The 26,242-nt window shown below is 68.7% G+C and carries 32 protein-coding genes; 12 read left to right on the top strand and 20 right to left on the bottom strand.

All coding sequences use genetic code 11. The features are described 5' to 3' along the window. Nucleotides 1–61: 61 nt before the first annotated feature. Entirely contained in the window at nt 62–751 is a 690-nt protein-coding gene (locus tag ACZ5ZX_RS04655; RefSeq protein ID WP_037319339.1) for a response regulator transcription factor, read from the bottom strand. After that, nucleotides 748–1,980: a sensor histidine kinase gene (locus tag ACZ5ZX_RS04650; protein WP_465500652.1), complete on the bottom strand. Its 1,233-nt coding sequence runs from the start codon at nt 1,978–1,980 to the stop codon at nt 748–750. The genes ACZ5ZX_RS04655 and ACZ5ZX_RS04650 overlap by 4 nt, the downstream gene beginning before the upstream one ends. Nucleotides 1,981–2,271: 291 nt before the next feature. Between ACZ5ZX_RS04650 and ACZ5ZX_RS04645 the strand changes: the two genes are divergently transcribed. Further along, nucleotides 2,272–2,919, top strand: a complete 648-nt coding sequence (locus tag ACZ5ZX_RS04645) for a DNA-binding response regulator (RefSeq protein ID WP_465500651.1) — start codon at nt 2,272–2,274, stop codon at nt 2,917–2,919. Then, nucleotides 2,916–3,833 (top strand): hypothetical protein, encoded by a 918-nt coding sequence (locus ACZ5ZX_RS04640; RefSeq protein WP_465500650.1) that lies wholly within the window; start codon nt 2,916–2,918, stop codon nt 3,831–3,833. Before ACZ5ZX_RS04645 ends, ACZ5ZX_RS04640 begins: the two co-directional genes overlap by 4 nt. A gap of 83 nt (nt 3,834–3,916) precedes the next feature. On the opposite strand, the gene ACZ5ZX_RS04635 is transcribed toward ACZ5ZX_RS04640, so the two are convergent. From ACZ5ZX_RS04635 to ACZ5ZX_RS04605, 7 genes are all read right to left on the bottom strand, one after another. Next, entirely contained in the window at nt 3,917–4,666 is a 750-nt protein-coding gene (locus ACZ5ZX_RS04635; RefSeq protein ID WP_465500649.1) for a phosphoglyceromutase, read from the bottom strand. 433 nt (nt 4,667–5,099) lie between these two features. Then, nucleotides 5,100–6,017: a DUF4349 domain-containing protein gene (locus ACZ5ZX_RS04630; RefSeq protein WP_465500648.1), complete on the bottom strand. Its 918-nt coding sequence runs from the start codon at nt 6,015–6,017 to the stop codon at nt 5,100–5,102. A 67-nt stretch (nt 6,018–6,084) separates the two neighbouring features. Then, on the bottom strand, nt 6,085–6,600 hold the full coding sequence (locus ACZ5ZX_RS04625) for a type III secretion system chaperone family protein (RefSeq protein WP_465500647.1): 516 nt from the start codon (nt 6,598–6,600) through the stop codon (nt 6,085–6,087). Continuing rightward, a complete protein-coding gene (gene mshA / locus ACZ5ZX_RS04620; protein WP_465500646.1) occupies nt 6,597–7,901 on the bottom strand; it encodes a D-inositol-3-phosphate glycosyltransferase in 1,305 nt (434 codons plus the stop codon). Before mshA ends, ACZ5ZX_RS04625 begins: the two co-directional genes overlap by 4 nt. A gap of 21 nt (nt 7,902–7,922) precedes the next feature. Continuing rightward, nucleotides 7,923–8,735: an alpha/beta fold hydrolase gene (locus ACZ5ZX_RS04615; RefSeq protein ID WP_465500645.1), complete on the bottom strand. Its 813-nt coding sequence runs from the start codon at nt 8,733–8,735 to the stop codon at nt 7,923–7,925. 47 nt (nt 8,736–8,782) lie between these two features. Continuing rightward, nucleotides 8,783–9,961 carry a L,D-transpeptidase gene (locus ACZ5ZX_RS04610; protein ID WP_465500644.1) on the bottom strand — a complete coding sequence of 393 codons (1,179 nt, stop codon included), beginning with the start codon at nt 9,959–9,961 and terminating at the stop codon, nt 8,783–8,785. A 160-nt stretch (nt 9,962–10,121) separates the two neighbouring features. Further along, on the bottom strand, nt 10,122–11,186 hold the full coding sequence (locus ACZ5ZX_RS04605) for a UDP-N-acetylmuramate dehydrogenase (RefSeq protein WP_465500643.1): 1,065 nt from the start codon (nt 11,184–11,186) through the stop codon (nt 10,122–10,124). A gap of 26 nt (nt 11,187–11,212) precedes the next feature. On the opposite strand from ACZ5ZX_RS04605, the gene ACZ5ZX_RS04600 reads away from it, so the two are divergent. From ACZ5ZX_RS04600 to ACZ5ZX_RS04580, 5 genes are all read left to right on the top strand, one after another. Next, complete coding sequence (locus ACZ5ZX_RS04600) at nt 11,213–11,710, top strand: DUF2505 domain-containing protein (RefSeq protein ID WP_465500642.1); 498 nt, start codon at nt 11,213–11,215, stop codon at nt 11,708–11,710. After that, entirely contained in the window at nt 11,692–12,489 is a 798-nt protein-coding gene (locus ACZ5ZX_RS04595; RefSeq protein WP_465500641.1) for a class I SAM-dependent methyltransferase, read from the top strand. Before ACZ5ZX_RS04600 ends, ACZ5ZX_RS04595 begins: the two co-directional genes overlap by 19 nt. A gap of 63 nt (nt 12,490–12,552) precedes the next feature. Next, nucleotides 12,553–13,212 (top strand): DedA family protein, encoded by a 660-nt coding sequence (locus ACZ5ZX_RS04590; RefSeq protein WP_465500640.1) that lies wholly within the window; start codon nt 12,553–12,555, stop codon nt 13,210–13,212. Then, on the top strand, nt 13,190–14,074 hold the full coding sequence (purU, locus tag ACZ5ZX_RS04585; RefSeq protein ID WP_465500639.1) for a formyltetrahydrofolate deformylase: 885 nt from the start codon (nt 13,190–13,192) through the stop codon (nt 14,072–14,074). The genes ACZ5ZX_RS04590 and purU overlap by 23 nt, the downstream gene beginning before the upstream one ends. A gap of 15 nt (nt 14,075–14,089) precedes the next feature. Continuing rightward, nucleotides 14,090–14,719: a pyridoxamine 5'-phosphate oxidase family protein gene (locus ACZ5ZX_RS04580; RefSeq protein ID WP_465500638.1), complete on the top strand. Its 630-nt coding sequence runs from the start codon at nt 14,090–14,092 to the stop codon at nt 14,717–14,719. A gap of 79 nt (nt 14,720–14,798) precedes the next feature. Here the strand turns inward: ACZ5ZX_RS04580 and ACZ5ZX_RS04575 are convergent, their stop codons facing one another. The 3 genes from ACZ5ZX_RS04575 to ACZ5ZX_RS04565 form a co-directional block, all read right to left on the bottom strand. After that, nucleotides 14,799–15,797 (bottom strand): NADP-dependent oxidoreductase, encoded by a 999-nt coding sequence (locus tag ACZ5ZX_RS04575; protein ID WP_465500637.1) that lies wholly within the window; start codon nt 15,795–15,797, stop codon nt 14,799–14,801. Between the two features lie 104 nt (nt 15,798–15,901). Next, the gene (locus ACZ5ZX_RS04570; protein ID WP_465500636.1) at nt 15,902–16,336 is read right to left on the bottom strand and encodes an SRPBCC family protein; all 435 of its coding nucleotides are present in this window, start codon (nt 16,334–16,336) and stop codon (nt 15,902–15,904) included. A 155-nt stretch (nt 16,337–16,491) separates the two neighbouring features. After that, the gene (locus ACZ5ZX_RS04565) at nt 16,492–17,388 is read right to left on the bottom strand and encodes an ABC transporter substrate-binding protein (protein ID WP_465501044.1); all 897 of its coding nucleotides are present in this window, start codon (nt 17,386–17,388) and stop codon (nt 16,492–16,494) included. 173 nt (nt 17,389–17,561) lie between these two features. On the opposite strand from ACZ5ZX_RS04565, the gene ACZ5ZX_RS04560 reads away from it, so the two are divergent. Next, nucleotides 17,562–18,248 carry an ABC transporter permease gene (locus tag ACZ5ZX_RS04560; protein ID WP_465501043.1) on the top strand — a complete coding sequence of 229 codons (687 nt, stop codon included), beginning with the start codon at nt 17,562–17,564 and terminating at the stop codon, nt 18,246–18,248. Then, nucleotides 18,245–18,961: an ABC transporter permease gene (locus ACZ5ZX_RS04555; RefSeq protein WP_465500635.1), complete on the top strand. Its 717-nt coding sequence runs from the start codon at nt 18,245–18,247 to the stop codon at nt 18,959–18,961. The genes ACZ5ZX_RS04560 and ACZ5ZX_RS04555 overlap by 4 nt, the downstream gene beginning before the upstream one ends. Here the strand turns inward: ACZ5ZX_RS04555 and ACZ5ZX_RS04550 are convergent. The 5 genes from ACZ5ZX_RS04550 to ACZ5ZX_RS04530 form a co-directional block, all read right to left on the bottom strand. Beyond that, on the bottom strand, nt 18,900–20,354 hold the full coding sequence (locus tag ACZ5ZX_RS04550) for an aromatic amino acid lyase (RefSeq protein WP_465500634.1): 1,455 nt from the start codon (nt 20,352–20,354) through the stop codon (nt 18,900–18,902). The genes ACZ5ZX_RS04555 and ACZ5ZX_RS04550 overlap by 62 nt on opposite strands. Continuing rightward, the gene (locus tag ACZ5ZX_RS04545) at nt 20,351–20,905 is read right to left on the bottom strand and encodes a YbaK/EbsC family protein (RefSeq protein ID WP_465500633.1); all 555 of its coding nucleotides are present in this window, start codon (nt 20,903–20,905) and stop codon (nt 20,351–20,353) included. The genes ACZ5ZX_RS04550 and ACZ5ZX_RS04545 overlap by 4 nt, the downstream gene beginning before the upstream one ends. Nucleotides 20,906–20,918: 13 nt before the next feature. After that, the gene (locus ACZ5ZX_RS04540; RefSeq protein WP_125678935.1) at nt 20,919–21,212 is read right to left on the bottom strand and encodes a DUF2516 family protein; all 294 of its coding nucleotides are present in this window, start codon (nt 21,210–21,212) and stop codon (nt 20,919–20,921) included. A gap of 85 nt (nt 21,213–21,297) precedes the next feature. After that, complete coding sequence (locus ACZ5ZX_RS04535) at nt 21,298–21,987, bottom strand: hypothetical protein (RefSeq protein ID WP_465500632.1); 690 nt, start codon at nt 21,985–21,987, stop codon at nt 21,298–21,300. Further along, nucleotides 21,984–22,415: a helix-turn-helix domain-containing protein gene (locus ACZ5ZX_RS04530; protein WP_465501042.1), complete on the bottom strand. Its 432-nt coding sequence runs from the start codon at nt 22,413–22,415 to the stop codon at nt 21,984–21,986. The genes ACZ5ZX_RS04535 and ACZ5ZX_RS04530 overlap by 4 nt, the downstream gene beginning before the upstream one ends. A gap of 151 nt (nt 22,416–22,566) precedes the next feature. Here ACZ5ZX_RS04530 and ACZ5ZX_RS04525 point away from each other — a divergent pair, with 151 nt between their 5' ends. Further along, nucleotides 22,567–23,697: a methyltransferase domain-containing protein gene (locus tag ACZ5ZX_RS04525; RefSeq protein ID WP_465500631.1), complete on the top strand. Its 1,131-nt coding sequence runs from the start codon at nt 22,567–22,569 to the stop codon at nt 23,695–23,697. A gap of 85 nt (nt 23,698–23,782) precedes the next feature. Next, nucleotides 23,783–24,046, top strand: coding sequence for a hypothetical protein (locus ACZ5ZX_RS04520; RefSeq protein ID WP_465500630.1), 264 nt, complete (start codon nt 23,783–23,785; stop codon nt 24,044–24,046). Between the two features lie 87 nt (nt 24,047–24,133). On the opposite strand, the gene ACZ5ZX_RS04515 is transcribed toward ACZ5ZX_RS04520, so the two are convergent. The 3 genes from ACZ5ZX_RS04515 to ACZ5ZX_RS04505 are packed head-to-tail and all read right to left on the bottom strand — an operon-like array spanning nt 24,134 to nt 25,536. After that, a complete protein-coding gene (locus tag ACZ5ZX_RS04515) occupies nt 24,134–24,760 on the bottom strand; it encodes a P-loop nucleotide/nucleoside kinase family protein (protein ID WP_465500629.1) in 627 nt (208 codons plus the stop codon). Between the two features lie 2 nt (nt 24,761–24,762). Beyond that, entirely contained in the window at nt 24,763–25,134 is a 372-nt protein-coding gene (locus ACZ5ZX_RS04510) for a TFIIB-type zinc ribbon-containing protein (protein WP_465500628.1), read from the bottom strand. Nucleotides 25,135–25,167: 33 nt separating this feature from the next. Further along, nucleotides 25,168–25,536, bottom strand: coding sequence for a VOC family protein (locus ACZ5ZX_RS04505; RefSeq protein ID WP_465500627.1), 369 nt, complete (start codon nt 25,534–25,536; stop codon nt 25,168–25,170). Between the two features lie 60 nt (nt 25,537–25,596). Between ACZ5ZX_RS04505 and ACZ5ZX_RS04500 the strand changes: the two genes are divergently transcribed. Continuing rightward, nucleotides 25,597–26,097, top strand: a complete 501-nt coding sequence (locus ACZ5ZX_RS04500) for a CGNR zinc finger domain-containing protein (protein ID WP_465500626.1) — start codon at nt 25,597–25,599, stop codon at nt 26,095–26,097. Nucleotides 26,098–26,242 lie beyond the last annotated feature (145 nt).

Here is a 26,242-nt window from a genome sequence, read left to right as displayed (position 1 = left end):
CGCATGCGATGCGGGGAAAGCTCCCTTCACCGCGTCTTATGCGGGGAAAGTCCCCTTCAGCTCACGTCTCGAACTTGTAGCCGAGGCCACGCACCGTGACCAGGTGCCGGGGCGAACCCGGGTCCGGTTCGATCTTGGACCGCAGCCGCTTCACGTGGACGTCGAGCGTCTTGGTGTCACCGACGTAGTCCGCGCCCCACACCCGGTCGATCAGCTGCCCGCGGGTGAGCACGCGGCCCACGTTGCGCAGCAAGTACTCGAGCAGGTCGAACTCCTTGAGCGGCAAGGACACCTCCTGGCCGTCGACGGTCACCACGTGCCGCTCGACGTCCATCCGGACCGGCCCGGCGGACAGCACCAGCGGCGCCAGCTCGCCTTCGGCGCCGGGTTCACCGCCGCGGCGCAGCACCGCCCGCACCCGCGCGATGAGCTCGCGGGCCGAGTACGGCTTGGTGACGTAGTCGTCGGCGCCGAGTTCCAGCCCGACGACCTTGTCGATCTCGCTGTCCCGCGCGGTCACCATGATCACCGGGACGGCGGAGCGCTGCCGGAGCTGCTTGCAGACGTCCGTTCCGCTCATTCCGGGAAGCATGAGATCGAGCAGGACGATGTCGGCGCCGTTGCGGTCGAATTCCTCGAGCGCCTGCTGTCCCGTTCCGGCCACGGCGGCGGTGAAGCCCTCCTTGCGCAGCAAGAACGCGAGCGGGTCGGCGAACGACTCTTCGTCCTCGACGATGAGAACCCTCGTCACAGGTTTCCTCCATGGTCGGGGCTTTCTTGCCCTGTTGCCACGAGACGGGGTGTCCGCTCGGGGGTCTTCTCCGGCCGGGATGCCGGCGGAGTCTGTTTGGCGGCCGCCGCCGGTTCGGCACCGATATGCGCGGGGATCCGCAGGGTGAACGTCGATCCGGTGCCGGGACGGCTCCACAGGCCGACCGAACCGCCGTGGTTGGCCGCGACGTGTTTGACGATCGCCAGGCCGAGCCCGGTCCCGCCGGTGGCCCGCGACCGCGCCTTGTCCGCGCGGTAGAACCGCTCGAAGACGCGCTGCTGCTCGTCCTCGGCGATGCCGATCCCGCGGTCGGTCACCGCGATCTCGACCTTGCCGTCGACCAGCCGCCTGCTGATCGACACCGGGCTGCCCGGCTGCGAGTAGGCGACCGCGTTCTCCAGCAGATTCGACAACGCGGTGACCATCAGCGTGCGGTCGCCCTCGATGAGGAGCCCGCTCGCCGCGTCGGTGGTGATGGTGATCTGGGCGGATTCGGCCGAGAGCGTGGTCCGGCCGAGCGCCTCGCGCACGACGGCGTCGACCTCGACCACGTTCAGATCGGGCAGCCGCTCGGCGCCCTGCAGCCGTGAAAGCGCGATCAGCTCCGTGACCAGCTGGCCGAGCCGGGTCGACTCGCGGAGGATCTTGCCGCCGAACCGGCGGACCTCCTCCACGTCGTCCGCGGCGTCGAGGACGGCCTCGGTGAGCAGTGCGATCGCGCCGACCGGAGTCTTCAGTTCATGGCTGACGTTCGCGACGAAGTCCCGCCGGACGGCTTCGAGGCGGATCGCTTCGGAGTGGTCCACGGCCTCGACCACGGTGAACCCGTCACCGAGCGGACGGACCTCGCCGAGGACGGCTTCGGGCTGGCGGCCCCTCGCCTCCAGCGGGGAGAGGTCGATCTCCATCGGCTCGTCGGTCTCGACCACCTGCTCGGCCGCCTTGCGGGCCCGCGGGTCGGCCTGGTTGACCTTCACCAGGCCCAGCTCGTAGGCGCGGGGGTTGTGCAGGACCATGTCGCCGAACTTGTTGAGCACGACGACCCCGTTGTTGCTGGAACGCACGAGCCGTTCGAGCAGTTCGGCCACGGTGGGGCCGGTCGGGCGACGCTCCTCGCGGCGGGCACGGCCCCTCGCGATCAGGAAGCCGAAAACCACACCGACGATCAGTCCGCCGACGGCAAGGGCGAGTGCAACAGGCGTGGTCACAGGGGAATCGTAAGCGTCCGGGTAGCCTTTTGGCCTAGTACTGGATCCGTACTCGTGATGCCTATGACACCTGGGGACACCCTGTTCGCCTGCAGGTCAGACCCCGTTCACGTGGCCGAGCCCTTGCCGAGATCTCCTGGGTGAGGCGGGTCACCCGAAGCGGGGACACCGACGGCACCTGGCGCCCGGATTCCTACTTTCGTCGCGATCATCCGGCACCCGATATCCCGTCCACGGGGAAATAGCGACGTTCCCGTCACAGTCGCCAAGGAATGTTGGGAGACTGTCGCCGTGGAACTCGTCAGTGACATCTCCCTGATCCGTGGAGAAGAAGAGCTGTTCGACCGGACGGCTCATCTGTTCGTCGCGGCGACCGACATCGCGTGCGCGGCCGACGACCTGTACACCTGGGCGCTTTCCCGGCCGTCGCTCACCAGGCAGGGCGAGCGGCTGGTGCCCGACAAGCGGATCCGGAAGCTGTACCGCCCCGGCGTCCTGCTGAACGAGCAGACCGCGCAGCATCTGCACCGCCTCTCCGGCCTCGGCGCGCAGATCCGGATCGGCACCGAGGAGATCAACGAGACGATCCTGCTCGACGAGCGGGTCGCGATCATGGCGGGTGACGAGGGCAAGGCGGTGCGCTCCTACAGCGTCATCTCGCGCCCGGAGCTGGTGCAGGGCATCCTGTCGCTGTTCGAAACCGCCTGGCGGGCGGCCGCCACACTGGAGACGTTCGACGCGCGGTTCGCCGACATCCGGATGGAGGCACCGCAAATCCTCGAGTTCCTGACCACCGGCTGCAAGGACGACAAGGCGGCGAAGAGCCTCGGTATGGGCGTGCGCACCTATCAGCGACGCGTCTCGGAACTGCTGGTCGCGCTCGGCGTGACGTCGCGGCTCCAGGTGGACGCGCGGGCGCGGGAGCTGGGGCTGCTGTGAAGCGCTGGGTGGGACTCGCCGTGCTGCTCGCGCTCGCGGGCTGCACCACCACGGTCTCCGGCGCCGCGCGGCCCGAACCGGAGAGCCCACCGGCGAACTTCGCCCTCGTCGACCCGGCGCAGACCGGTTCGGTGCTGGGAGCGGTGAAGACGGCCGTCGAAGCGGTGTTCTCCTACGACAGCACGGCCCTGCCCGCGCACGAGAAGGCGGCCAACGAACACCTGACGCCCGCCGCGCGTGAAGAGGTGGCGAAGTTGCTGACCGAGGTCCGGAACTCGCCGGAGCCGATCAAGCTGGTCACGCGGGTGATCGTCTCGGCGGCCGTCGAGCAGGCACCCGACAAGGCACAGGTGCTGACCGTGCTCGACCAGACCAGCACCCGGGCGGGCACCACCAACAAGGGCGTCGCGTCGATACTGCTTTCGACGGTGCGCGAGGGCGACCGGTGGCGGATCGGCGGGATCAACGTGAATCCGTCGCGGGTCCAGCTGCCGCCCGAGAAGCCGGGCGCGGGCGACCGCGCGATCGCGGTGGCGCGGGACTCCGCCCGTGACGGCGGTCTGCGGATCGCGGAGGTCCTGCTGAACGTGAATCCCGCCGACCCTGAAGGCACCTACGCTCGCTACGAATCCGTCTCGACCGGACCGCTGCTGACCCAGTTCCAGCAGGGCAAAGCGGCTCAGGTGGACCGGATCCGGAGCGGGGGCACGAAGTCGTCGATGGATCCGAAGTCGATCGCGGCGGTGATGGAACTCGTGGGCGACAAGGCGAGCGTGCTGCTCTTCGCGACGACGAACGTCACGGACGCCCAGGGCACGACCCAGCCGAAGTACCTGCCGATCGTCCTGCGCCTGCAGCGTCTCCCCGAAGGCTGGAAGGCCGCCGACGTCGAGATGGTCTCGGCCCTCCCCTGACGCAATTCGTCCTCTAAACGCGGTGGTCCGTAGTACGAACTACCGCGTCTAGAGGACGAAACGCGGGCGGTGTGGCGCGAGGTTCAGCGGCCCTGGTTCGCGACGGCGGCCGCGGCTTCCTTGGCGGCCTCCGGGTCCAGGTAGGTCCCGCCGGCGGTGACCGGCTTGAGGTCGTCGGTCAGGTCGTAGCGCAGCGGGATACCGGTCGGGATGTTGAGCCCGGCGATGGCGTCGTCGGAGATGCCGTCGAGGTGCTTCACCAGCGCCCGCAGCGAGTTTCCGTGCGCGGCGACCAGAACGGTCTTGCCCGCCCGCAGATCCGGCACGATCGCGGACTCCCAGTACGGCAGCAGCCGCGCGACGACGTCCTTGAGGCATTCGGTGAGCGGCGCGGAGTCGCCGAGGTCGGCGTAGCGCGCGTCGCCGACCTGGCTGAACTCGTCGGCCGGGTCGATCGGGGGCGGCGGGGTGTCGTACGAACGGCGCCAGAGCATGAACTGCTCCTCGCCGAACTCGTCCAGCGTCTGCTTCTTGTTCTTCCCCTGAAGCGCGCCGTAGTGCCGCTCGTTGAGGCGCCAGTCGCGCTTCACCGGGATCCAGTGCCTGTCGGCGGCGTCGAGCGCCAGGTTGGCGGTGGAGATCGCCCGGCGCATCAGCGAGGTGTGCACGACGTCCGGCAGCAGACCGGACTCGGCGAGCAGCTGCCCGCTCTTCCGGGCCTCCTGCTCGCCCTGCTCCGAGAGCGGCACGTCCACCCAGCCGGTGAACAGATTTTCGGCGTTCCACGTGCTCTGCCCGTGACGCAGCAGCACCAGAGTCCCAAGCTCAGCCATGCGCCCAGCCTGCCAGAGCGAGCGGAAGCGCCGGTCAGAGGGCTGGAATTGCCCGTTCCTCTACAGAGAGTGCGTTACCCGCGAGTAACACCTCACTCGTCCAGAAGACGGGCTGCCAACAAGCGCGAATCCGCGAATTTCGGACTGCACTCCGTTATCCCAGTTCACGAAGTTCACTCTAACGGAGTAACGGGTAGTCTTGTGATTACAGGTGGAGATCTGACAGGTTGACTACGTCCCGCGCGGCCGGATTCCACGCACTCCCCGGCCCGACGCGGGTGACGACCGCGACTCGTCTCCCCCCTGCCGAGTCGCGGCGCCCGCCGGCCCCGTTGGCATCCCCCTCGTCACCGGGTCCACCTCGGCGGGAACTTCAGCGGGGCGGCTCGAGATCGCGACTCCCCCCTCCCTCGAGCCGTCCCGCCTAGTTCTTTCAGTCCAGCGGCGGCGCGGACGGCAGATCGGACGCCGTCGCCATCGCGGGCGTCGCCGAGCGGCGCCGCTTGCGCAGCCACCACACCAGTGCGGCCACAGGGACCCCGAAGACCAGCAGGAACGGCGCCATCGCGCCGAGCACGGTCAGCAGACCGCCACCGAAGGTCAGAAACGCGTCCCAGCCGTCGGCCAGCCCGCCGAAGAACCCGCCGCGCGATTCCTCCGTCGCCGCGACCGTTTCCGCCTTCACCTGCAGGGTGATCGTCGACATGGCGACACTTCCGGCGAGGCTCTCGCGACGTTTCTGAAGCGACTCGAGTTCGGCTTCGCGGCTCGTCAGCTCACTCTCGACCGAAGCGATCTCCGAAACCGACGTCGCCCTCGCGAGCAGTGCCCGGATGCGCTCGACACTCGCCCGCTGGGTGGCCAGCCGGGAATCGACGTCGACCATCTGCTCGGTCACGTCCGTCGCGGTGACCTCACGTTTGACCTGCTTGCCCAGCTTCCCCAGCTGGTCCAGCACACCGTCGAGGCGCTCGGAGGGGACGATGACGTTGACCGACGCCCGCTTCTCCTGGGTGCTTTCCTGCCCGGTGTAACCGGCGGCGCCCTGCGTGATGACCCGCACCTGCGAGATCACCTCAGCCACGTTCGGCGCGGTGAGCTCCAGGTTCGCCGTGCGCACCAGTTTGCGGTCGGCGACCCCCGGTTGCCCGGCGGGCACCGGCGCCTTCTGCTGGCCCGCCTTCCCGGCCCCGTCGCCACTTTCCTGGTTCGGCGCGCCCTGGTTCGGCGCGGCCCGGCCGTCCGCCGACATCGGCTGCGCGGCGGATTTCTCGCCGGAGTCGTTCGCCGAGCAGCCCGCGAGCGCCAGCACGATCCCGGCGGCGGCGACCCATCTCCATCGCTTGTGCATCAAACCTTCTCCCTCCAGTGCTGCGGAGAGAGACGGAGCGGGACTCGGCGCCGTTGCACCGTCCGGGTCACGAGTCGGTCAAGGCCCCTGGTTCGTGTCCGTTCGAAGGCTCGACGAGATGCTTGAACGCCTGCAGATTCGCCAGCGACTCGCCACGCGAGACCCGCCAGTCCCATTCGCGTTTGATCGACTCGGCGAACCCGAGTTCCAGCAGCGTGTTGAAGTCGCCGTCGGCGGCCTCCAGCACCTGCCCGAGGATCTTGTCCAATTCGGACTCGGTCACCGTGTCCAGGCCGAACCGGCCGACCAGGTAGATGTCGCCCATCGCGTCCACCGTGTAGTGCACGCCGTACAGTTTCGCGTTGCGCCGCAACAGAAATCGGTAAACGTCCTCATGGGACTCATCGGGGCGGCGGCAGACGAAGGCTTCGACGGCGAAGGCGTGATCCCCGGCGACCAGCCAGCAGTTCGTCTGCAGTTTCTTGGTACCGGGCAAGGTGACGAAGTACTTTCCCTCGCCACGTTTGTCGTACTTCAGGCCCGCGTTGTCCAAAGAGGACCGCAAAGTCTCGTCGAGCGTCAAACCGCCACCTCCGCGCGCTGTTCGAGGGCACGCCGGAACGCGCCGGTCGCTTGAGCGTACGTGCCGAGCAGCCGATCCGTCGTGCGGCGCCAGGAAAAGCGCTGCGCGTGGACGACGGCGTTGGCCGAGAGTTCGGCACGCCAACCGGGCCGCAGAGCGACGTTCGCGAGCGCGCCTGCCCAGTCCTTCGGATCATGCGAAGGCACCAGCAGCCCGGAAACACCGTGCGGGACCGCGACCGGCAGCCCGCCGACCTCGGCCGCGATCACCGGCGTCCCACAGGCCTGCGCTTCGAGGGCGACGAGGCCGAACGACTCGTTGTAGCTCGGCACAGCGACGATGTCGGCCGCACGGTAGACGTCGACCAATGCCGCGCCCGGCTGCGGCGGCATGAACCGGGTCTGCCGCTCGATGCCGAGGGAGACGGCCAGTTCACGCAGGGCCTGCGGCTGCTCCAGCCCGTTCCCGGACGGGCCGCCGACGATCAGCACGACCAGCCGCGACGCCAGTTCCGGCCGCTCGCGCAGCATTTCAGCCGCGGCGAGCAGGAGGACGTCCGGTGCCTTCAGCGGCTGGATCCGGCCCGCGAAGGCCAGCACGATCGCGTCCTCCGGCAGCCCCAGCGCCCGGCGCGCGGCCTGCTGGGAGCCCGGCGTGAACCGGTCGAGGTCGACCCCCGGCGGGATGGCGTGCACGGCGCTCGGGTCGGCGTCGTACAGCTCGATGAGCTCGCGAGCCTCGACGCGGGTGTTCGCGACCAGACAGTCCGCCTCGGCGACGACCTGCTCCTCGCCGATCACGCGGGTGCGCGGTTCGGGCGTGTCGCCTTCGGCCAGCGCGGCGTTCTTGACCTTGGCCAGGGTGTGCGCGGTGTGCACCAGCGGCACGCCCCAGCGGTCGCGGGCGAGCCAGCCCGCCTGGCCGGAGAGCCAGTAATGCGAATGGATGAGGTCGTAGTAGCCGGGCTCGTGGAACGCTTCGGCCCGCAGCACCCCGGCGGTGAAGGCGCACAGCTGCGCCGTCAGCTCGTCGCGGCCCAGCGGCTCGAACGGCCCGGCCGGGATGTGCCGCACCAGCACGCCGGGCGCCAGTTCGGCCACCGGTGGCTGGTCCGAGGACGTGGCCCGCGTGAACACCTCGACCTCGACGCCGCGGCGGGCCATCTCGGTGGCCGTCTGGCTCACGTAGACGTTCATCCCGCCGGCGTCACCGGTACCCGGCTGTTCCAGCGGAGAGGTGTGCAACGACAGCACCGCGACGCGCCTGGGCGCGGCATCGAACCCGTACGGAGGGAACGTCACCTGGTCAACACTCCTGAAGTCCTACTGATCGGCGAACCCGCGCAGCAGGCCACCGAACTCCTCCGCCGCTTCGGCGAACGGCAGATGCCCCACCTCAGGTAGCCAACGCAGGACGGCACCCGGAATCTTCCCGGCCGCGTACTCCGCGGACGTCGGATCGATCACAGCGTCCGCGAGACCATGGACGATCAGTGTCGGTTTGTCCAGTTCGCGAAGTACGTCCTCGCTGCCGACGTCGCGCCTGAACAGCGCGGAACGCACCGAGGGCGGCGTGGCGAGACTGGCGCCGAGCAGGGACTGGGTCAGCGTCCCCGACACCGGCGAGGCGGTCATCCGCCGGCTGAACCGCACCAACGCGGGAATCGCGACCGCCGGATCGTCCGACAGCACCGCCGGGATGGCTTCGCGCATGGCGGGGCCGACCTTCCCGCCCGGACGATTCTTGCCGATCTCTGTGATCGCGCCCACCAGCATGACACCGCCGAGGCGTGCGGAACCGTGCACGCGGAGGTAGTCGGTGATCACCAACCCGCCGTACGACCAGCCGACGACGATCGCGTCTTCGCCGGCGAAGTCGAGCACGGAGGCGAGGTCTTCGGCCCAGACCCGCGGGTCGTCGTAGCCGGCCGAGGGGGCTTCGGAGTCCCCGTGCCCGCGCAGATCCATCGCGACCAGGCGAAACCGCTCGGACAGCGCGGGATCGGCGAGCTGGGGCGCCCAGGCCTTGGCGGACTGGGCCCAACCGTGCACGAACACGATCGGACGGGTGTTCTCGGCACCCTCGACCCACAGCCCGATCCGCGTCCCGCCATAGCCGACCACTTCGGTTTTCATGCCAGCAGCCTATGAGGGCTTCGGTGGCCGGTGCCCTCACCCGGCTTCTACTTGACGGCCGAGAGGGCCTTCCAGGACTTCCAGTCGTAGAACCAGTTCTTGACGTCCGACTTGGTCGGGCTGCCCAGCTTCGAACCGGTGATCTCGACCGGGTCGCCGATCATCGCCGAGTCGAAGTACTTCTTCGCGTCCGCTTCGAGCAGGTTCACGCAGCCGTGCGAGGTGTTGGCCTTGCCGATGTTGGCCGCGTTGTCCTGGTTCTCGTGGATGTACTCGCCGTTGTTCGAGATCCGGCAGGACCACTTCTTGTTGACGTTGGTGTAGCCGTAGCGCGCGTTGTCGAACCGCGCCATCGGCTCCTTCGTCATCACGATGAACGTGCCGTTGGGGGTGTTGCGCTGGACGTCGCCGTCGAGCCCGTTCGAGCACGGGTAGCTCGCCGACTCCGCCCCGTTGCGGTAGACCTTCATGACGTGGTCCGGGGTGTTGATCTTGACCACCTGGTTGCGGCCGATCTTGAACTTGGTCGTGACGTCGGCCTTGCCGTACGCGCCGCCGCCGAGCGCGACCCCGTAGAGCTTCGCCTCGACGCTGACCGTGATGTTGGCTGGCCAGTACTCCTTGGGCCGCCAGTCGACCTGCGTATCCGACAGCCAGCCCCAGGAGCCCTCGACGTCCTTGTCGGTCTTCACCTTGAGCGCCTTCTCGGCGGCCGCCTTGTCCTTGACCGCGGACGCGAACTTCACGCTGATCGGCATCGCGACGCCGACCTCGGCGTTGTCGGTCGGGTTCAGCGTGGCGCGCACCTCCTTGGCCGGCTTGACCGTGGTGAACGTGCCCTTGAGTTCGGCGGTCTTGTTGTCGCTGCCGGTGGCCTTGGCGGCGTACGTGTACGTCTTGCCGTAGCCGAGGACCTCGGAGGCCGTCCAGGTGAGGCCGTCGGGGGAAAGCTCACCCTTGACGTCCTTGCCCGAATCGCCGGTGACCTTGACCTCGGTGAGCTTGCCGTCGGCGACCTTCACCACGACCGGCGTCACCACGGGAGCGTCCTTGGCGTCGACGGCGGGTTCGGCGGTGATCTTCGCGACCGGCGGCGTGGCGGTCTCTCCTTCGCCACCACTGCCCTGCGGTTTGGCGTTGCCGCCTTCTTCGCTGGAGCAGGCAGCCGCCAGCATGGCCGCACCCGCGGCGAGCGCGGCCTTGAACACCGTGCGCCGTTCGATCACCGTGAACCTCCCATTGACCCCCACGCGAGCACCTACCCGCTCAGCGCTGGAGACCTCTCCGACGTTACCCGCGGCGACGGAACTCACCCCGCGCCCCTCATGGTCTAGACGCATGGGACCGTCGCCGGGTTGTTCCGGCTACCCGCATTTCGCGACAGGGCTAGAGCGAGCAGTTGATGAGCAGGGGTTCCGGGTGGAGCGAAACACCGAAGCGAGCCTCGACGCCGTCGCGCACTTCGCGGGCCAGGGCAAGGAGGTCGGCGGTCGACGCCTTCCCCCGGTTAGTGAGCGCGAGGGTGTGCTTCGTCGACAGCGAGACCCGGCCTCCGGGCCCTTCGTGTCCCTTCGCGAACCCCGCCCGCTCGATCAGCCACGCCGCGGACAGCTTCGTGCCGCCAGGTGCCGGGTACCGCGGCACGCGCACGTCCTCGCCGACGACGTCGACGATCCTCGCCAGCACCTTCGCGACCTGGGCCTCCCCGATGATCGGGTTGGTGAAGAACGAGCCCGCGCTCCAGGTGTCGTGATCGTCCGCGTCGAGGACCATGCCCTTACCGCGACGCAGCCCGAGGACCGCTTCGCGCGCTTCGGCCGTTGGGACGCGATCACCGATCTCGACGCCGAGCGTGCGGGCGAGTTCGGCGTAGCGGATCGGGGCCGAGAGGCCGTCTTCGGTGACGTTGAAGCGCACCGTGAGCACGACGCCCGCGTCGGTCCCCTTCAGGATCGAAGTGCGGTAGCCGAACCCGAGCTCTTCGGCGGTCAGCGTGCGGATCTCGCGGTCGGCGCGGTCGTAGAGGTCGACCGAGACCAGCGACTCGGCCACCTCGCAGCCGTACGCGCCGACGTTCTGGATCGGCGTCGCGCCGACCGAGCCGGGGATCCCGGAAAGACATTCGAGTCCGCCGACGCCTTCCGCGACGAGGCCCTCGACGAAACCGTCCCAGTTCTGCCCGGCCGCGACCTCGACGAGATCTCCGTCACGTGTCCAGCCGGTGTGGCCGACCTTCAGGAGCGCGCCCTCGAAGCCCTCGTCGGCGACGACCAGGTTCGAACCGCCGCCGAGCAGCAGGACCGGCTCACCCGCGTCGTCGGCCTCGCGGACCGCGTCGACCAGGGCCTGTGCCGTCGTCGCCTCGGCGTAGCGCCGCGCCGGGCCGCCGAGCCGCAGCGTGGTGTGGTCGGCGAGGGCGGCGTGCTGGGTGGGAGTTTCAGCGGTGCTCACGCCCGTGAACGGTACTGTCTGGCGCCATGGCCTCCCGTATCGAGCACCGCACAGCCTTCTCCGCCGACGTCCCGAGCGTGTGGGACGCGGTGTCGAGCGAGGCGGCGCTGCGGGCCAGGCTGGAGCAGATCGGCGGGGACGACGCGGAACTGCTGGAGTACGTCACGACCGGGGACGGCGTGCGCTACAAGCTGCGTCAGGGCATCAGCTCGGACAAGCTCCCGTCCGCCGTCCGGACCCTGCACCGCGGCGACCTCGTCGTCGAGCGCGAGCAGACCTGGCGTGCCGACGGCGACGGGTACACGGGCGTCGCGTCGGCGTCCGTGCACGGTGTGCCGGGCGAGATCACCGCGAAGACGTCGCTGACCGGCCAAGGCGGGCAGACGACGCTGGCCAACAGCGGCGAGGTCAAGGTGCGGATCCCGTTCGTCGGCGGGAAGCTGGAGGGCGTGATCGCCGAACAGGTCGTCAAACTGCTGGAGCGCGAGGCCGAATTCGTCGCGAAGTGGCTGGCCGAGCGCTGAAACCGGTCGGGGCACCGACACGCGGGACGACCAACCCCAACCGGCTCCGCCGCGTGGACCGGTGGCTCGCGAGCGACGCCGTCGTGACCCGGCTGCTGCGCCGCGCGGACGAACCGCTGGTGGTGGACCTCGGCTACGGCGCCTCCCCGGTGACCACGGTGGAGATGGCGCGCTGGCTGCGCTCCGTGCGCCGCGACGTCCGGGTGCTCGGCTTGGAACTGGACGCCGAACGAGTGGCCGTGGCGCAGGCGTGTGCCGACCGGCCGTGGCTGGACTTCCGGCGCGGCGGCTTCGAACTCGCCGGGACCCGGCCCGTGCTGGTGCGCGCGTTCAACGTGCTCCGGCAGTACGACGAAGCCGAGGTCGCCGGGGCCTGGTCGCTGATGCTGGCCGCGATGGCCCCGGACGGACTCCTCGTCGAAGGCACCTGCGACGAGATCGGGCGACTGAGCACCTGGGTCGCCGTCGGGCACGACGGCCCTCGCGCGCTGACCCTTTCGGTGCACCTCGCCAGCCTGGAACGTCCGTCCACAGTGGCCGAACGACTACCCAAGATCCTCATTCACCGCAACGTTCCCGGTGAACGTATCTACGAGCTATTGTCCACTCTGGACATTTGCTGGGCGACGGCGGCGCCGCATCAGAACTTCGGTGTCCGTGCCCGCTGGGCGCATACCGTGCACCTGCTCACCGCGCGCGGCTGGCCGGTGCTGAGCCGCCCGTCGCGCTGGCGACTGGGCGAACTCACCGTGCCGTGGTCCTCGGTGGCCCCCGACTAGGAATTCATCGGCCGAACCCCGCTCCGTCACCCCAAAGCGACCTGCGGTGATCACCATGGAACCGTGGAACTGCTGGAGTACGTCACCGAACTGCTTCGGGGCTCGCTGGGATCACCCTGGCTGTGGGTGATCGTGTTCCTCGTGTCCGGGTTGGACGCGCTCCTGCCGTTCATGCCGAGTGAGACGACCGTCATCACGGTCGCCGTCCTGACCGGCCCGGATCTGCCGCAACTGGTGCTGCTCGCCGTGATCGCCGCGCTCGGGGCCTGGCTGGGCGACTGCCTCGGCTACACCGTCGGCGCCGCGGCGGGCCCGCGAGCACTCGCCCGTCTGCAGCGCGGTCCGGACGGGATCCGGCGCTACGAATGGGCCAAGATCCAGGTCCGGCGCAACGCCGTCCTGCTGATCCTCGCCGCCCGCTACCTGCCAGGCGGCCGCGTCGCGAGTGGACTCGCCACCGGCAGCCTCGGCTACCCACCGCGCAAGTTCATCCCGCTCGACGCCCTCGGCGCGAGCGTCTGGGCGGTGTACAGCGTCCTGATCGGTCTCGTCGGCGGAGCGGCCTTCACGGACGAACCGGAGAAGGGCCTTCTGCTGTCCTTCGCACTCGGCCTGCTGCTGGTCGGGGCGATCGAGATCGGCCGCCGGGTCCGCGTCCGCATCCTGACCCGGCGCCGCGCCGCGGCCGGGACCAGCGACAATGGTGTGCGTGTCGAACCCTGAACGCCGCTACGTGATCTCCTTCGGTTGCCCCGACCGCACCGGCATCATCGCCCGGATCTCGGGTTTCCTCGCCGAGCACGGCGGCTGGATCGTCGAAGCCGCGTACCACACCGACCCCGACACCGGCTGGTTCTTCACCCGCCAGGTCGTCCGCGCCGATTCGCTGCCCTTCGACGCCACGGAACTGCGCTCGCGCTTCGCCGAGGTCGCGAAGTCGCTTTCGGCCGAGTCGAGCTGGCAGGTCAGCGACACCGGCGAGCGCCGCCGCGCCGTGATCCTCGTCTCCAAGGCCGGGCACTGCCTCTACGACCTCCTCGGCCGTGTCGCGTCCGGCGAACTGGACGTCGACGTCGCCGCGGTCATCGGCAACCACGAGTCGCTCGGCGACATCACCCGCGCCCACGGCATCCCGTTCCACCACGTCCCGTTCCCCGCCGGCGACGCCGCGGCCAAGGCGTCCGCCTTCGCCGAGGTGCGGAAACTGGTCGACGAACACGACCCGCACGCCGTCGTCCTCGCCCGGTTCATGCAGGTCCTGCCCCCGGAACTGTGCGAGGCCTGGGCCGGGCGGGCGCTCAACATCCACCACAGCTTCCTGCCGTCGTTCGTCGGCGCGCGGCCGTATCACCAGGCCCACGCGCGTGGGGTGAAGCTGATCGGCGCGACCTGCCACTACGTCACCGCCGACCTCGACGCGGGCCCGATCGTCGACCAGGACGTCATCCGCGTCGACCACGGTGACTCGGTCGAGGACCTGGTCCGCAAGGGCCGCGACATCGAAAAGGTGACGCTGGCGCGGGGACTGCGGTGGCATCTGGAGGGCCGCGTCCTGGTGCACGGGAACCGGACTGTCGTCTTCTAGTGGTTGACTGGATCCATGGGGACTCCAGAGATCAAGGTGATCGAGACGCACGAAGCGCTCCGCGAGCACCTCGGCCACCCGGCCGAGCGGACCAAGGGGAAGATCATCCCCTTCATCGACCAGCACGCGCGCACGCTCATCGAACACTCGCCGTTCTATCTGCTGGCGACGGCGTCGTCCGAGGGGACCTGTGACGTCTCCCCGCGCGGTGACCCGGCCGGTTCCGTGAAGGTGCTCGACGACCGGACGCTCGTGCTGGCCGACCGGCCCGGCAACAAGCTGCTCGACAGCCAGACCAACATCATCGAGAACCCGCACGCCGGGCTGCTGTTCCTGGTGCCGGGAATGAACGAGACGCTGCGGATCAACGGCCGCGCGAAACTGGTCGCGGACGCGCCGTTCTTCGACGACCTCGTGGTCAAGGGAAAGCGGCCGAAGCTGGCGATCCTGGTCGAGGTCGAAGAGCTGTACATGCACTGTGCCAAGGCGTTCCTGCGGTCTTCGCTGTGGAAGCCGGAGACGTGGCCGGAGCGGTCCGGTCTGCCGACCGCCGGGCAGATCTTCCGCGACCAGATGAAGCTCGACATGTCGGCCGAGGAGCTGGACGCGGCACTGACGCACGGGGCGCTCACGACGCAGTACTGAGGCCCCCGCGCGCGCTATGAAAGGTCCTTTCCTTGCAAATTTTGCAAGGAAAGGACCTTTCATAGCATCGGTGAAGGGGTCAGACGCGGACCAGCATCTTGCCGGTGTTCGCCCCGCCCAACAGGTCCAGGAACGCCTGCGGCGCGTTGCGGATACCGTCCACAATGGTCTCGGAGTACTTGAGTTCACCGGAGGCGACCAGCGGCGCGACCTCCTTGACGAACTGCGGCTGCAGCGCGTAGTGGTCGCCGACCAGCAGACCGCGCATGGTGAATCGTTTCGCGATGATCTGCGAAAGGTTCCGCGGCGCCGCGGCCGGTTCGGTGTTGTTGTAGACCGAGATCATCCCGCAGATCGCCATCCGGCCGTGCAGGTTGATCGAGTCGATGGCCGCTTCGAGGTGGTCGCCACCGACGTTGTCGAAGTACACGTCGATCCCCTCGGGCGCCGCCGCGCGCAGCTGCTCGATGACGGGGGCGTCCTTGTAGTTGAACGCCGCGTCGAAGCCCAGCTCGTCGGTCAGCCACTTGACCTTCTCGTCCGAGCCCGCGCTGCCGATGACCCGCTTCGCACCCTTCAGCTTCGCCAGCTGGCCGACGACGGACCCGACAGCGCCCGCCGCGCCGGACACGAAGACGGTGTCGCCCTCTTTGAACTCCGCGACCTCCAGCAGCCCGGCGTACGCGGTGAGCCCGGTCATGCCGAGGACACCGAGGTAGGCCGAGATCGGCGCGGCATTGGGGTCGACCTTCACCGCGTGCTTGGCGGCGACGACGGCGTGCGAACGCCAGCCGAGGCCGTGCAGCACGATGTCGCCCGGCTTGAAGTCGTCGACGGTCGACTCGACGACCTCACCGACGGCCCCACCGTGCATGACCTTGCCGACCTCGTACGGCTCGGCGTAGGACTTCGCGCTGCTCATCCGGCCGCGCATGTACGGGTCCACGCTCAGCACCTGGTTGCGGACCAGGAGCTGCCCCTCGCCGGGGGTCGGGATCTCGACGTCCGCGATCTCGAAGTTCTCGAGCGTCGGGACACCGTGGGGACGGGAGGCGAGCCGGATCTCGGTTGCGTTCACGGGGTGACTCCAAGTCTGTTGCGCACTACAAGCGGGGCGATCGCCCCGTATTCACCACCGGTACAACGAGCTAACCGGGGCGACCATTCCGATTGTGGCGAGCGCTACACGACCTCGGCGAGCTTGCCGAGAACTCCCTCGTAGATCCGCTTGAGTCCGCCGGGCGCGAAGGTCCTCTCGAAGAAGCCGCCGATGCCGCCCGCACCGTCCCAAGTCGTCTCGATGTGGACGAGGCTGCCTTCCGGCACCTCGCGGACGGTCCAGGTGGTGACCATGCTGGAGTTCGCGTCGGTCTCGACGAGGGTGCCTTCGGCGGGCTCGGTCACCGTCGCGGCGACGTCCCGTACGCGCTTCGACGTCGCCTGCAGCTTCCAGCGCGCCTTCGTGCCCGCCCCGACGCCGCCTTCGATGACCTCGTAGTCGCGGTAGTGCTCCGTCAGCAGCTTCGGGCGGGTTTCGGCGTAGTCCGCGACGAGCGCCCTGACCTTGTCGGCCGGCGCCTCGATGGTGCGCTCCGCGATGGCGGTGACCTTTCCCATCCCACTCCCTTTCACCCGTGTGCAAGACAGCGTCCACGATTCCACCGCGAGGTGCGACCGGAGCGGGCGCCCCCTGCCCCAAACGCCATGAAAGGTCCTTTCCTTGCAAAATTTGCAAGGAAAGGACCTTTCATGGCGCGCGCGAGGGGGGAGGACTAGATGAGGGACTTCTCCTTCAGCCAGTCCTTCGCGACATCGCCCGGCTTCTCGCCGTCCGAGTCGACGCGCTTGTTCAGCTCACGCAGCTGCGCGGTGTCGAGGGCCTTGCTGACGGCGTTGACGGCGGCCGCGAAGTCGGCGCCGCGCTCGTCGAGCACCTTCTTGTTCACCGCGGGCACGACGTTCTCGGTCGGGACGATGGCGAGGTCGTCCTCCAGTGCCACGAACTGCGGGTCGCCGACGAGCGGGCTGACCGAGTCGACCGGGATGACGGTGACCTTGCCGGACCGCAGCTGCTCGACACGCGGGCCTGCCTCCTGCACGGTCTGGAAAGTGGCCTTCAGCTTGTACACGTCCGTGAAGCCCTTGAAGCAGGGAAGCCGCTTCTCGCACTCCGGGCCGCCGGCCACGATGACGTTGTCGACCTTGGACAGATCGCTGATCTTCGTGAGGCCCTTCTCCTTGGCGAGGTCGGCCTTCACGATGTAGGTGTTCTTGTCCTCCGCCGGCGAGTAGTCCAGCAGGCCGATTCCTTCGGGCTCGAACAGCTTCTTGAGCTGCTCGTGCTCGCCTGCCGCGTCCTTCGCGGCCTCCTTGCCGAAGCCGGTGGTGATGGCGGCGCCCTGGTACTCCGGGATGAACTGCAGTTCCCCGGACTTCAGCGCCGGGTAGATCAGCTCGCGCGAACCGAGGTTCAGCTTGCGGGTGATCGGATAGCCCTTGGCCTCCAGCGCGTTCGCGTACAGCTCGGCGAGGACCAGGCTGTCGGTGAAGTTGAAGGAGGCGACGACGATCGGTGCCCCGCCCTTGCTCTGCGCGGCCGGAGCCGCAGCGTCGTCGCCACCCCCGCAGGCGGTCATACCGAGGACGGCGGCGGCGAGCACCGCGCCCACTCGAACATTCCGTGTCCAGCGCACGTGCACACTCCTATGACTCGATCAGAGGAATGGACAGTATCTCCGGGTACCGACAGAATCCACATTTTGAGAGTTCCGCCCTTTTCGCTCCCGACAAGCGGAATCGGGCCGCCCGAACGGGGTAGGGTCGGCCGGTGCGAGCGTCCTCCGTGTTCCCCGTGCCCGCCCAAAGCGGGCGGCCGCTGTTCGAATGGCGCTGGGTGGACCGCCATTTCGACGAGATCCTCGATCGGCTCGGCGAGCACATCACGCTGACCGCGGCGGCGCTGGCCATCGGACTGGTGGTGTCGGTCGGTATCTCCGTGGTTTCGCTGCGTCGCCGATGGTTCTACGTCGTCGCGCTGAGCACGGCCGGGTCGCTGTACGTCATACCGAGTCTCGGCGCCTTCGCGGTACTGGTGCCGTTCACCGGCCTGACGTCCTTCACCACCGCGGTGATCCCCTTGGCGACTTACACGTTGCTGATCCTGATCCGCAACATCGTCACCGGTGTCGAACAGGTACCCAAGGAAGTCCGCGAAGCCGCGATAGGCATGGGTTTCACGCGCTCGCGCCTGCTGTGGCAGGTCGAACTCCCGCTCGCGCTGCCGGTGGTGATGGCGGGGCTGCGGGTCGCGGCGGTGACGACGATCGGGCTCGTGACGGTGACTTCCATGCTCGGCAAGGGCGGCTTGGGTTACTTCATCCGCAACGGAATCCAGACGGCCACCCCGAATCCGACGTCGATCATCGTCGGTGTCGGGCTTTCCGTGGTGCTCGCCGTCGTGGTGGATCTGCTGCTGTGGCTCGGCGGGCGCGCCCTCGCGCCGTGGTCGCGGAAGGCGGCGTCGCGATGAGCATCATCGACCAGACCATCGAGTGGTTCGGCGAACCGGACCGCTGGAGCTGGACCGATCCGGCAGGCGTGCCGTACCGGACGGTCGAGCACCTGCAGTTCTCCTTGCTGGCCTTGGCGATCTCGGCCGTGCTGACGATCCCGCCCGCGTTGTGGCTGGCGCACTACCGGCGCGCGCAGTTCCTCGCGACGAGCGCGGTGAACATCGGCCGCGCGATCCCCAGTTTCGGGCTGGTGATCCTGTTCTGGTTCCTGGCTTCCCGGCTCGAAGTCGACACGACGTTCTGGCCGCTGATGCTCGCGCTGGTGGCTTTGGCGCTGCCGCCGTTGTTCACGAACACGTACGCGGGCGTCATCCAGCTGGAGCAGGAAACCATCGACGCCGCACGCGGAACGGGTTACCGCGAGTGGCAGATCATGCTGCGCCTGGAGTTGCCGCTCGCGTCTCCGGTCATTCTCGCGGGTGCTCGCGTCGCGTTCCTGCAATTGGTCGCCACCGTCGCGATCGGCGCGATCGTCAACGACGGCGGCGGGCTCGGACGGTACATTGTGGACGGTTTCGCGCTCGGGGATCCCGGCCACGGCGAAATCCTGGCAGGCGGGATCGCCGTCGTCGTACTGGCTTTGGTGTGCGAGGCCGCCTTCGCGCTCATCACTCGCTTGGTGACTCCGCGGGGGCTGGCCGTCCGGTCCCGCGCGGAAGCCCGCTCTTGAGCGCCGCGACGAGAGCCGTCACCTCCGGCCCCAGCGACCGATCCACCGCGACCGGCGGAACCAGCGAACCAAGCCACCCGTAAGCGTTCTGGAGCCCAGCCGCGCCTTCCCCGGCCGCCAGCCACCGCGCCTGCGAACCCGTGATCAGCTCGCAGGCCGTGATGGCGAACATCCGCGCACACGCCTCCCGGAGCTGATTCCCGGCCGCCCAGGCGAACGCCTGCACGTCCTCCTGCCCGGCGGAAGTGTCGACAGAGCCCACCGTCGCCGGGGTGGCCAGCCTTCGCAGCGCGTGCAGTTCCCCCACCGCGCGTTTGTGCAACGGCACCAGCCCCGCCTGCGGCCCCGGATCCACCGCGAGCTGCGCGGGCAACCCGCTGAACCGCTCGTCCAGCAACCGGTGCGTCCGCTGGACGCTCACCTCGCCGAGATGCACCAGCGCCGCCGTCACCGCGTCCATCCGCAGGCCGAGTTCGACGGCGTGGAAACCCGTCGTGGACACGAATTCGCCGTCGAGGAACGCGGGTGAGTCGGTCGGCATCGAACGCCGCATGGCCTCGCGCAGCTCACCGTTGACCCGGGTCAGATGAGCGATCGCCCGCGGCGCGACGCGGACGGAGACCGGCGCCTGCACGACGTCCGAGCGCGTCTCGGCACCGTCGAGCAAACAACCGATTTCATCCAGCACCGACTCCAGCACCTGGTCGTCTCCCGCGAGCGAAGGGCGATAGACCGCTCGCGGCGCACCGAGAACGTCGATCGCGATGGCCGCGGCCAGCGTCTGGAGATCCACCACCTGCTGGACCTCGGTCCGCGCGAAAGCCGCGAGTGTCTCGGCCAGTGGCGAGCCCTGGATGAGCGTCGCCCCCTCCTTGAGGCCCAGCTCGTACGGCTTCGCGAGCACCTCCGACGCGGGCGTCTCGACGCCGTCGACCAGCACGGTCCCGATGCCGAGAAAGGTCTGGAAGGCATGCGCCAGCGGGATGATCTCGCCCGCACTGCCCAACCCCGTCCTCGGCACCGCGGGCGTGAACCCCTCGTTCAGCCGGTCGACGAGGAACGTCACCAGCTCCGGGCTCGCGCCCGCCTCCGGCGCGAGCAGATCCCGCAGGCGCACCAGCAGAAGCCAGCGCACTTCCTCGGCCGAGAGCCACGGCGGTCCGCCGACGGCCCGGCCGACCAGCAGGTTCCGCTGATGCCCGGCCGAGCCGTCCACGGAAATCCCGGCGAGCCGTCCCATGCCCGTGTTCACACCGTAGACAGGACGGTCGGACAGGGCGGCGAGGACGCGGGCGCGGTTCTCACCGAGCCTGGCGAGCAACGCGGAATCGACCTCGAGGAACTCCGCCTCGAACGCCGAAGGCAGCGCGAAGTCCTTTGTGGACAGCCTCACTCGATGGGACGGGCGAGACCGTCGATCACCTCGGCGCCGGGCAGGGACGCGAGCGCCGCACCCGAGATCAGCAGCTTGCTGCCGCGGATACCGCTTCCGATGACCAGTTCGGGCTCGTCCGCGACCCGCTGGTCGATCAGGATCGGCCAGCCCTCCGGCAGCCCGACCGGCGTGATGCCGCCGTACTCCATGCCGGTGATCGAGACGGCTTCGTCCATCGGGGCGAAGGACGCCTTGCGGACGTCGAGGCGGCGTTTGATCACGCCGTTCACGTCGGCGCGGGTGGTGGCGAGGATCATCGCGGCGGCGAACCGGACTTCACCGGCGCGTTTGCCCGCGATGACGACACAGTTCGCGGACGCGGAAAGCGGTGAGCCGTACGCCTCGCAGAAGGCGGCGGTGTCGGCCAGTCCGGCATCGATCTCGGTGACGCCGACGGCGTCCGGATCGGAAAGGGCGGCGAGTGCCTTGGCGACGGGCTCGGCGAGCAGGTCCGGACGCGAAGGAGCGGGGACGACGGTGAGGCTTCCGGCGATGGTCCAGTCAGTCACACCGCCACGATAGTCACCAGTTGCGGCCGCCGCGCTGGACCTCGATGAGCTTGGGCCGGACGTCCACGAGATAGACCAGGACCGCGACGAGCGCGGGCAGCCACAGGATCATGCCGCCGCCGTAGAACTGGAAGACGGTCAGCACGACGGTGGACCCACCGGTGATGAGCATCCAGATCGGTTTGGTCTTGCGGTCGGCGGCCGAATACGCGTCCGCGCGCTGCAGCAGCGCATGCACGAAAGCGAACAGCCCCGTCAGTGCGCCGCCCCAATGAATGGCGATGAGGATCCAGGTGGCAACGAACACGAAGTCAGCTTACGTCAAACCGGGCGAATGGCCCGGGCCCCTGGTACCGAAGCCGGTACCAGGGGCCCTGGGATTCACGCGGACCTTACTTCTCGGTCGTCTTCGGCGCGGTGGCCGGCTTCTTGGCGGCCGCGGTGGTGGTGCTGGTGGTGGTGCGGCGCGCCGGGGTGGTGGTCTTCGGCGCGGTCTTGTTGGCGACCTTGCGCGAAGCCGAGCGGGTCTCGTGCGCGAGGTCGTCGCCGATCTCCTCGACCTCGTCGGCGATCTCGCCGGCGACCTCGGTCACCTTGCGGGCGGTCTTCTCGCCGACCGAGCGGGTGCCCTTGGTGACCTTGCCGAGCACGGTGTCGATGCGCTCACGGGCGTCGGTGGTGGCTTCCTCGACACGGTCCTGCGCGGTGCTCAGCGCGTCCTCGAGCTGCTCGATGGCCTTCTTGACCTGCGGCTGCGTGGCGATCTTGTCCCACGCCTGCTCACCGGACTCGGCCAGCTTGTTGTACAGCTTCAGCGCGGCCTCGGTGTACTCGTCGATGACCTTGCGCAGCTCGGCCGGGTCCAGCTTCTCGCGGAGACCCTCGACGTCGTGCGGGAGCTCTTCGATGTTCTTACGGGCGGTCTCGCTGCCCTCGACGACGCGCTCCTTGGCCTTCGACACGGCGTCGACGACGGCCTGGCCCGCCAGGTTCCCGGCGCCGAGGGCGGCGAGCAGCGGGGTGCGGACCTGGTCGAGGGCGCTGTGCTTGCGCTCGGTCTTGTTCTTCGTGGCGGTGGTCATGCTGACTCCTTGGCTTCGACGGCTTCGTTTTCGATCTTGACTGTGGCTGTGGTTTTCGCCCGCGCCGCCTGTTCTGGCTGCGCGGCGGCGTTCTCGCGGCGGAACGATTCGTAGACGTCGAGCAGGACCTGCTTCTGCCGTTCGGTCAGCTCGGTGTCGGCGCGGATCGCGTCGCCGACCGGGCCGCCCATCGGCAGATCGAGGATTCCCGCTTGCACGTAGAGCGCCTCGGCCGAGATACGCAGGCCTTTGGCGATCTGCTGCAGGATCTCCGCGCTGGGCTTGCGGACCCCGCGCTCGATCTGACTCAGGTACGGATTGGACACGCCGGCGAGTTTCGACAGCTGCCGCAAGGAGATCTTCGCGTTGCTGCGCTGCTGGCGGATGTACTCGCCGATGTCGGAAGCGATGTCCGCGACCTTCTCCATCGGTCCACCCGATGCGGGCTGATCCCGGTTGGTGTCTGACATCGGTCACCTCCTCGCGACGTCTTCCACGCTACGCCCGAGTGCTAGCTATTGCAAGCACTCTGCTTGCAACCATCGGGTGTGTTGGCGCTCACCCCGCTACGGTGGAGGGATGTCGAGTGCGACGCGGCTACGGCGGCGCCTCGTCGAGCATTTGCTCGCCGAAGGCGTACTGCACGACGCGCGCTGGATGACCGCTTTCCGCACCGTGCCCCGGCATGTCTTCCTGCCGCGCTTCTTCGTCCCGGCGGCGAACGGCTGGGCAGCGATGCAAAGCGGCGACGACGGCTGGCTGGAGCGGGTCTACTCCCCCGACGTGCTGGTCATCCAGCTCGACGACGATTCCGGGCTCTGGGAACGGGCGCGTTATCTCGGCGCGCAGCCGGGCACACCGACGAGTTCGTCCAGCCAGCCGTCGATCATGGCGATCATGCTCGAAGAGCTCCGGGTCGCCGACGGGCAGCGAGTGCTGGAAATCGGCACGGGCACCGGCTACAACGCCGCCCTGCTGTGCCACCGGCTGGGTTCCGGACTCGTGTACACAGTGGACATCGACCCGGAGCTGGTGGAAACCGCGCGCAAACGGCTCGCGGAGGCCGGGTACGCGCCTTCGTGCGCCGCGGCCGACGGCGCCGAGGGCTACCCAGCAGGCGTGCTCTACGACCGGATCCTGTGCACCTGCTCGGTGTCGTCGATTCCGCCTGCCTGGCTGGAACAGACGATGCCGGGCGGGTTGATCGTCACCACGCTGAACCGGCCGATCGGCGGCGGGCTCGTCCGGATCGTGGCGGGCGAAGGCGCGACAGGACACGGACGCGTGCTCGCCCGCGACGGCCGCTTCATGCCGCTGCGCGCGCATCGGTTCAAACCGTCGAAGGTGCCCGGCGGCGAAACGGCCTGGCGGCCGACCCGGTTGCCGATGAGGGCCATCACCGAGGTCCGCAGCCGCTTCGAGTTCTTCGCCGGGCTCCAGCTTCCCGGCGTGACGGCCTTGCGGGACGGCCAGAACACCGCGCTGGTCCACCCGGACGGCTCATGGGTGCGGCATCGGCGACGGGGCGACGGGTTCGAGGTGGCCGAAGGCGGTCCTCGACGGCTCTGGGAACTGGTCGAAAGCGCGCAGGAGGAATGGTTCGAACTCGGTGAGCCGTGGCGGGACCGGTTCGGGCTCAGCCTCGACGGCGAAGACCAGGTGATCTGGCTGGATTCACCCGACGGCCGCACCTGGCCGCTGTCCCCCTGAAAAGGATTCAAATTCCTCGAAATAACCGCCGGGCGCCGTCGATCCGGGGGAAACTGCACTCGCAAGATCAACTGGAGGGAAAAGCATGGGTTTGAAGAAGATGGCCATCACCGGGCTGGTAGCGGCCGGCGCCGCGATCGGCCTCCTCGGCTCCGGCGTTCCGGCCGCGGCCTCGGAGTCCCCGATCACCGTCCAGGCGTCCTGGCGAATCGTCAAGATTTTCCCGTACACCGATCAGGGGCACAACGACTGCCTTTATCTGGCGGGGACGTACATCAATCCTCCCGGGCGGTGCCTCGAGGGCGATGACGGCGCCGGTCCCTTCTGGGCGACCTGGGTCTACCGGTAGGTCTCAGCGGCCGTGAAAGGCAGGTGCCGTCCGGATTCCGGACCCGCACCTGCCTGGCGGCCGAGTTCGCACAAGCAGTGCGGCCACTCACGTCAGGTGGCCCCGCACCCACGTTTCGACCCGGTCCACCGTCTGCTCCACCGGGATGTGGGTGGTGTCGAACAACTCGACCGGCGGCTGAAGGGACGGCGCTTCGGCCTGCAGCCACTCGTTGAACTCCAGCATCTCCTCGACCCGCTCCTCGTCCCATTCGCGCCAGGCCGGTCGAGCCAGCAAGCGCTTGCGCAGGGCTTCGGGCTCGCTGACGAGCGCCAGGTAGTGGATGTCGGAGAAGAAGACGCGCTCGGGCAACCGCTCGAATTCCGGCGGCGCGACGGTGCCGCAGAGCACGACCGGCCGCCCGTTCTGGTGCAGCATCGCCGCCATCCGCAGCCAGGTCGACCGGAACGCGGGGTGGCCGGGGACGTCGTCGCGCAGCGCCCCCGTCCACAGCACGTCCTGTTCGACCACGAGTGCCAGCTCGCCGAGCCGTTCCGCCAGCCGGGGCCCGACCGTCGATTTCCCCGCCCCGCTCGGGCCGGTCAGCGCGAACAGCGGGAGCCGCCGGAACGGCCACCGATGCGCGCATTTGGCGCACACCAGCAGCCCGCTCTCGACTCGTGGCCGTTCGGCGCGATCACCGCAGGCCGGGCAGATCTTGAGATCGAGGACCACGGTCAGTCGAAGAGACCCTCGAGGAAACCGCCCTTACGACGCTTGTGGCCGTACCCGTGCGGGGAGTCCGCGTAGCCGCCTCGGTAGCCCTTCGGCGAATCCGCGTAACCGCCTCGGTAGCCCTTCGGCGAGTCGGCGTAACCGCCGCGATGGGGACGCGGGGAGTCCGGCCGTCCGTAGTGCGGAGCCGGCGCGTGTCCACCTCCCTGATACGGCGGAGGCTGATGCCCGCCGTAGTACGAAGTCTCGGCGTTGGCGATGGCTTCCAGCTCGCCTCGGTCCAGGAAGATGCCGCGACATCCCTGGCACTGGTCGATGTGGACACCGTTCTTGTCGACGGTCTTCATGACGTTCTGACACTTCGGACAAATCACGTATCAGAGATTACGCATTTTTCGCCGCCCAGGTCAGCAAGCGCACAGACAAAACGGGTGCCCGGCCGGATCCGCGTACACGCGGAAGCTTTCCGGGGAGTCGTCGAGCAGCTTCGCGCCGATGGCCAGCGCGCGCTCGTGCCCCGCTTCGAGATCCGTGACATCGAGGTCGACGTGCGCCTGCTGCGGGTTCTCGGCGGACGGCCACGCGGGCGGGCGGTAGTCCGGGACGCGCTGGAACGAGAACCGCGCGCCGCCTTCCGGGTTCCGCAGCGTCACCCAATGGCCGTCTTCGGCGACTTCCGCGGCCTTCCAGTCGAGCAGCTCGCGGTAGAACTCCGCCAGCGCGACCGGGTCCGGGCAGTCGAGGGCCACCGCGCCGAAGGTCGGTACCGCACCCATGCTTCAGCCTCCAGAATGATCGAGTAACCAGTGAAACGAGTATGAGGGTTATCGCTGCCGATGACAACCGGTCTCGGCCGTACACTGGGCGAGGTGAACACCGACGCGTCCCTGGTGGTCGAGTTTTTGAACACGGTGAACGTCGAACGCGGCACCGACCTCTTGGACGATCTGGAGACCTGGCAACGCTGGGCCCACGATCACCGGCTGCGCCCGGATACCCCCGCGGCCGCCCGTGAAACCCGGAACGCGCTTCGGGCCGCGATCGGCGATCCGCGGCTGCCCCGGCTCGGCCTGCGCGCGCCGGCGGAGGTCGTCCTCGGCCCGGAAGGCCCGCTCCTGGTCGCGGAATCGGTCAGCGAGGCGGTGATGGCGGCGTCGATCCGGCTGACCGTGCTCGGGGAGTGGATCCGGCTCAAGATCTGCCCGGCGGACGACTGCCTGTGGGCGTTCTACGACGAGTCGCGCAACCGGTCGCGGACGTGGTGCTCGATGCGGTCGTGCGGGAACCGGGAGAAGGCGCGGGCGTGGCGGGCACGGACGGCGGACGTCTCGACCTGACGCGCCGGGCGGAGACGGCGGCGGTACCAGCTGGGCCAGGCGGAGACCGCGGCGGTTCCAGCTGGGCCGGGTTGGTCGTGAGTGGCGATTCGGGTTATGAACCCAAAGGGCACGCACGACCCCCGGTACCGCAGCCCGGGTCGGG

The organism is Amycolatopsis sp. NPDC033938 (assembly GCF_055575975.1).
This window is presented reverse-complemented; position numbering and strand designations above follow the sequence as displayed.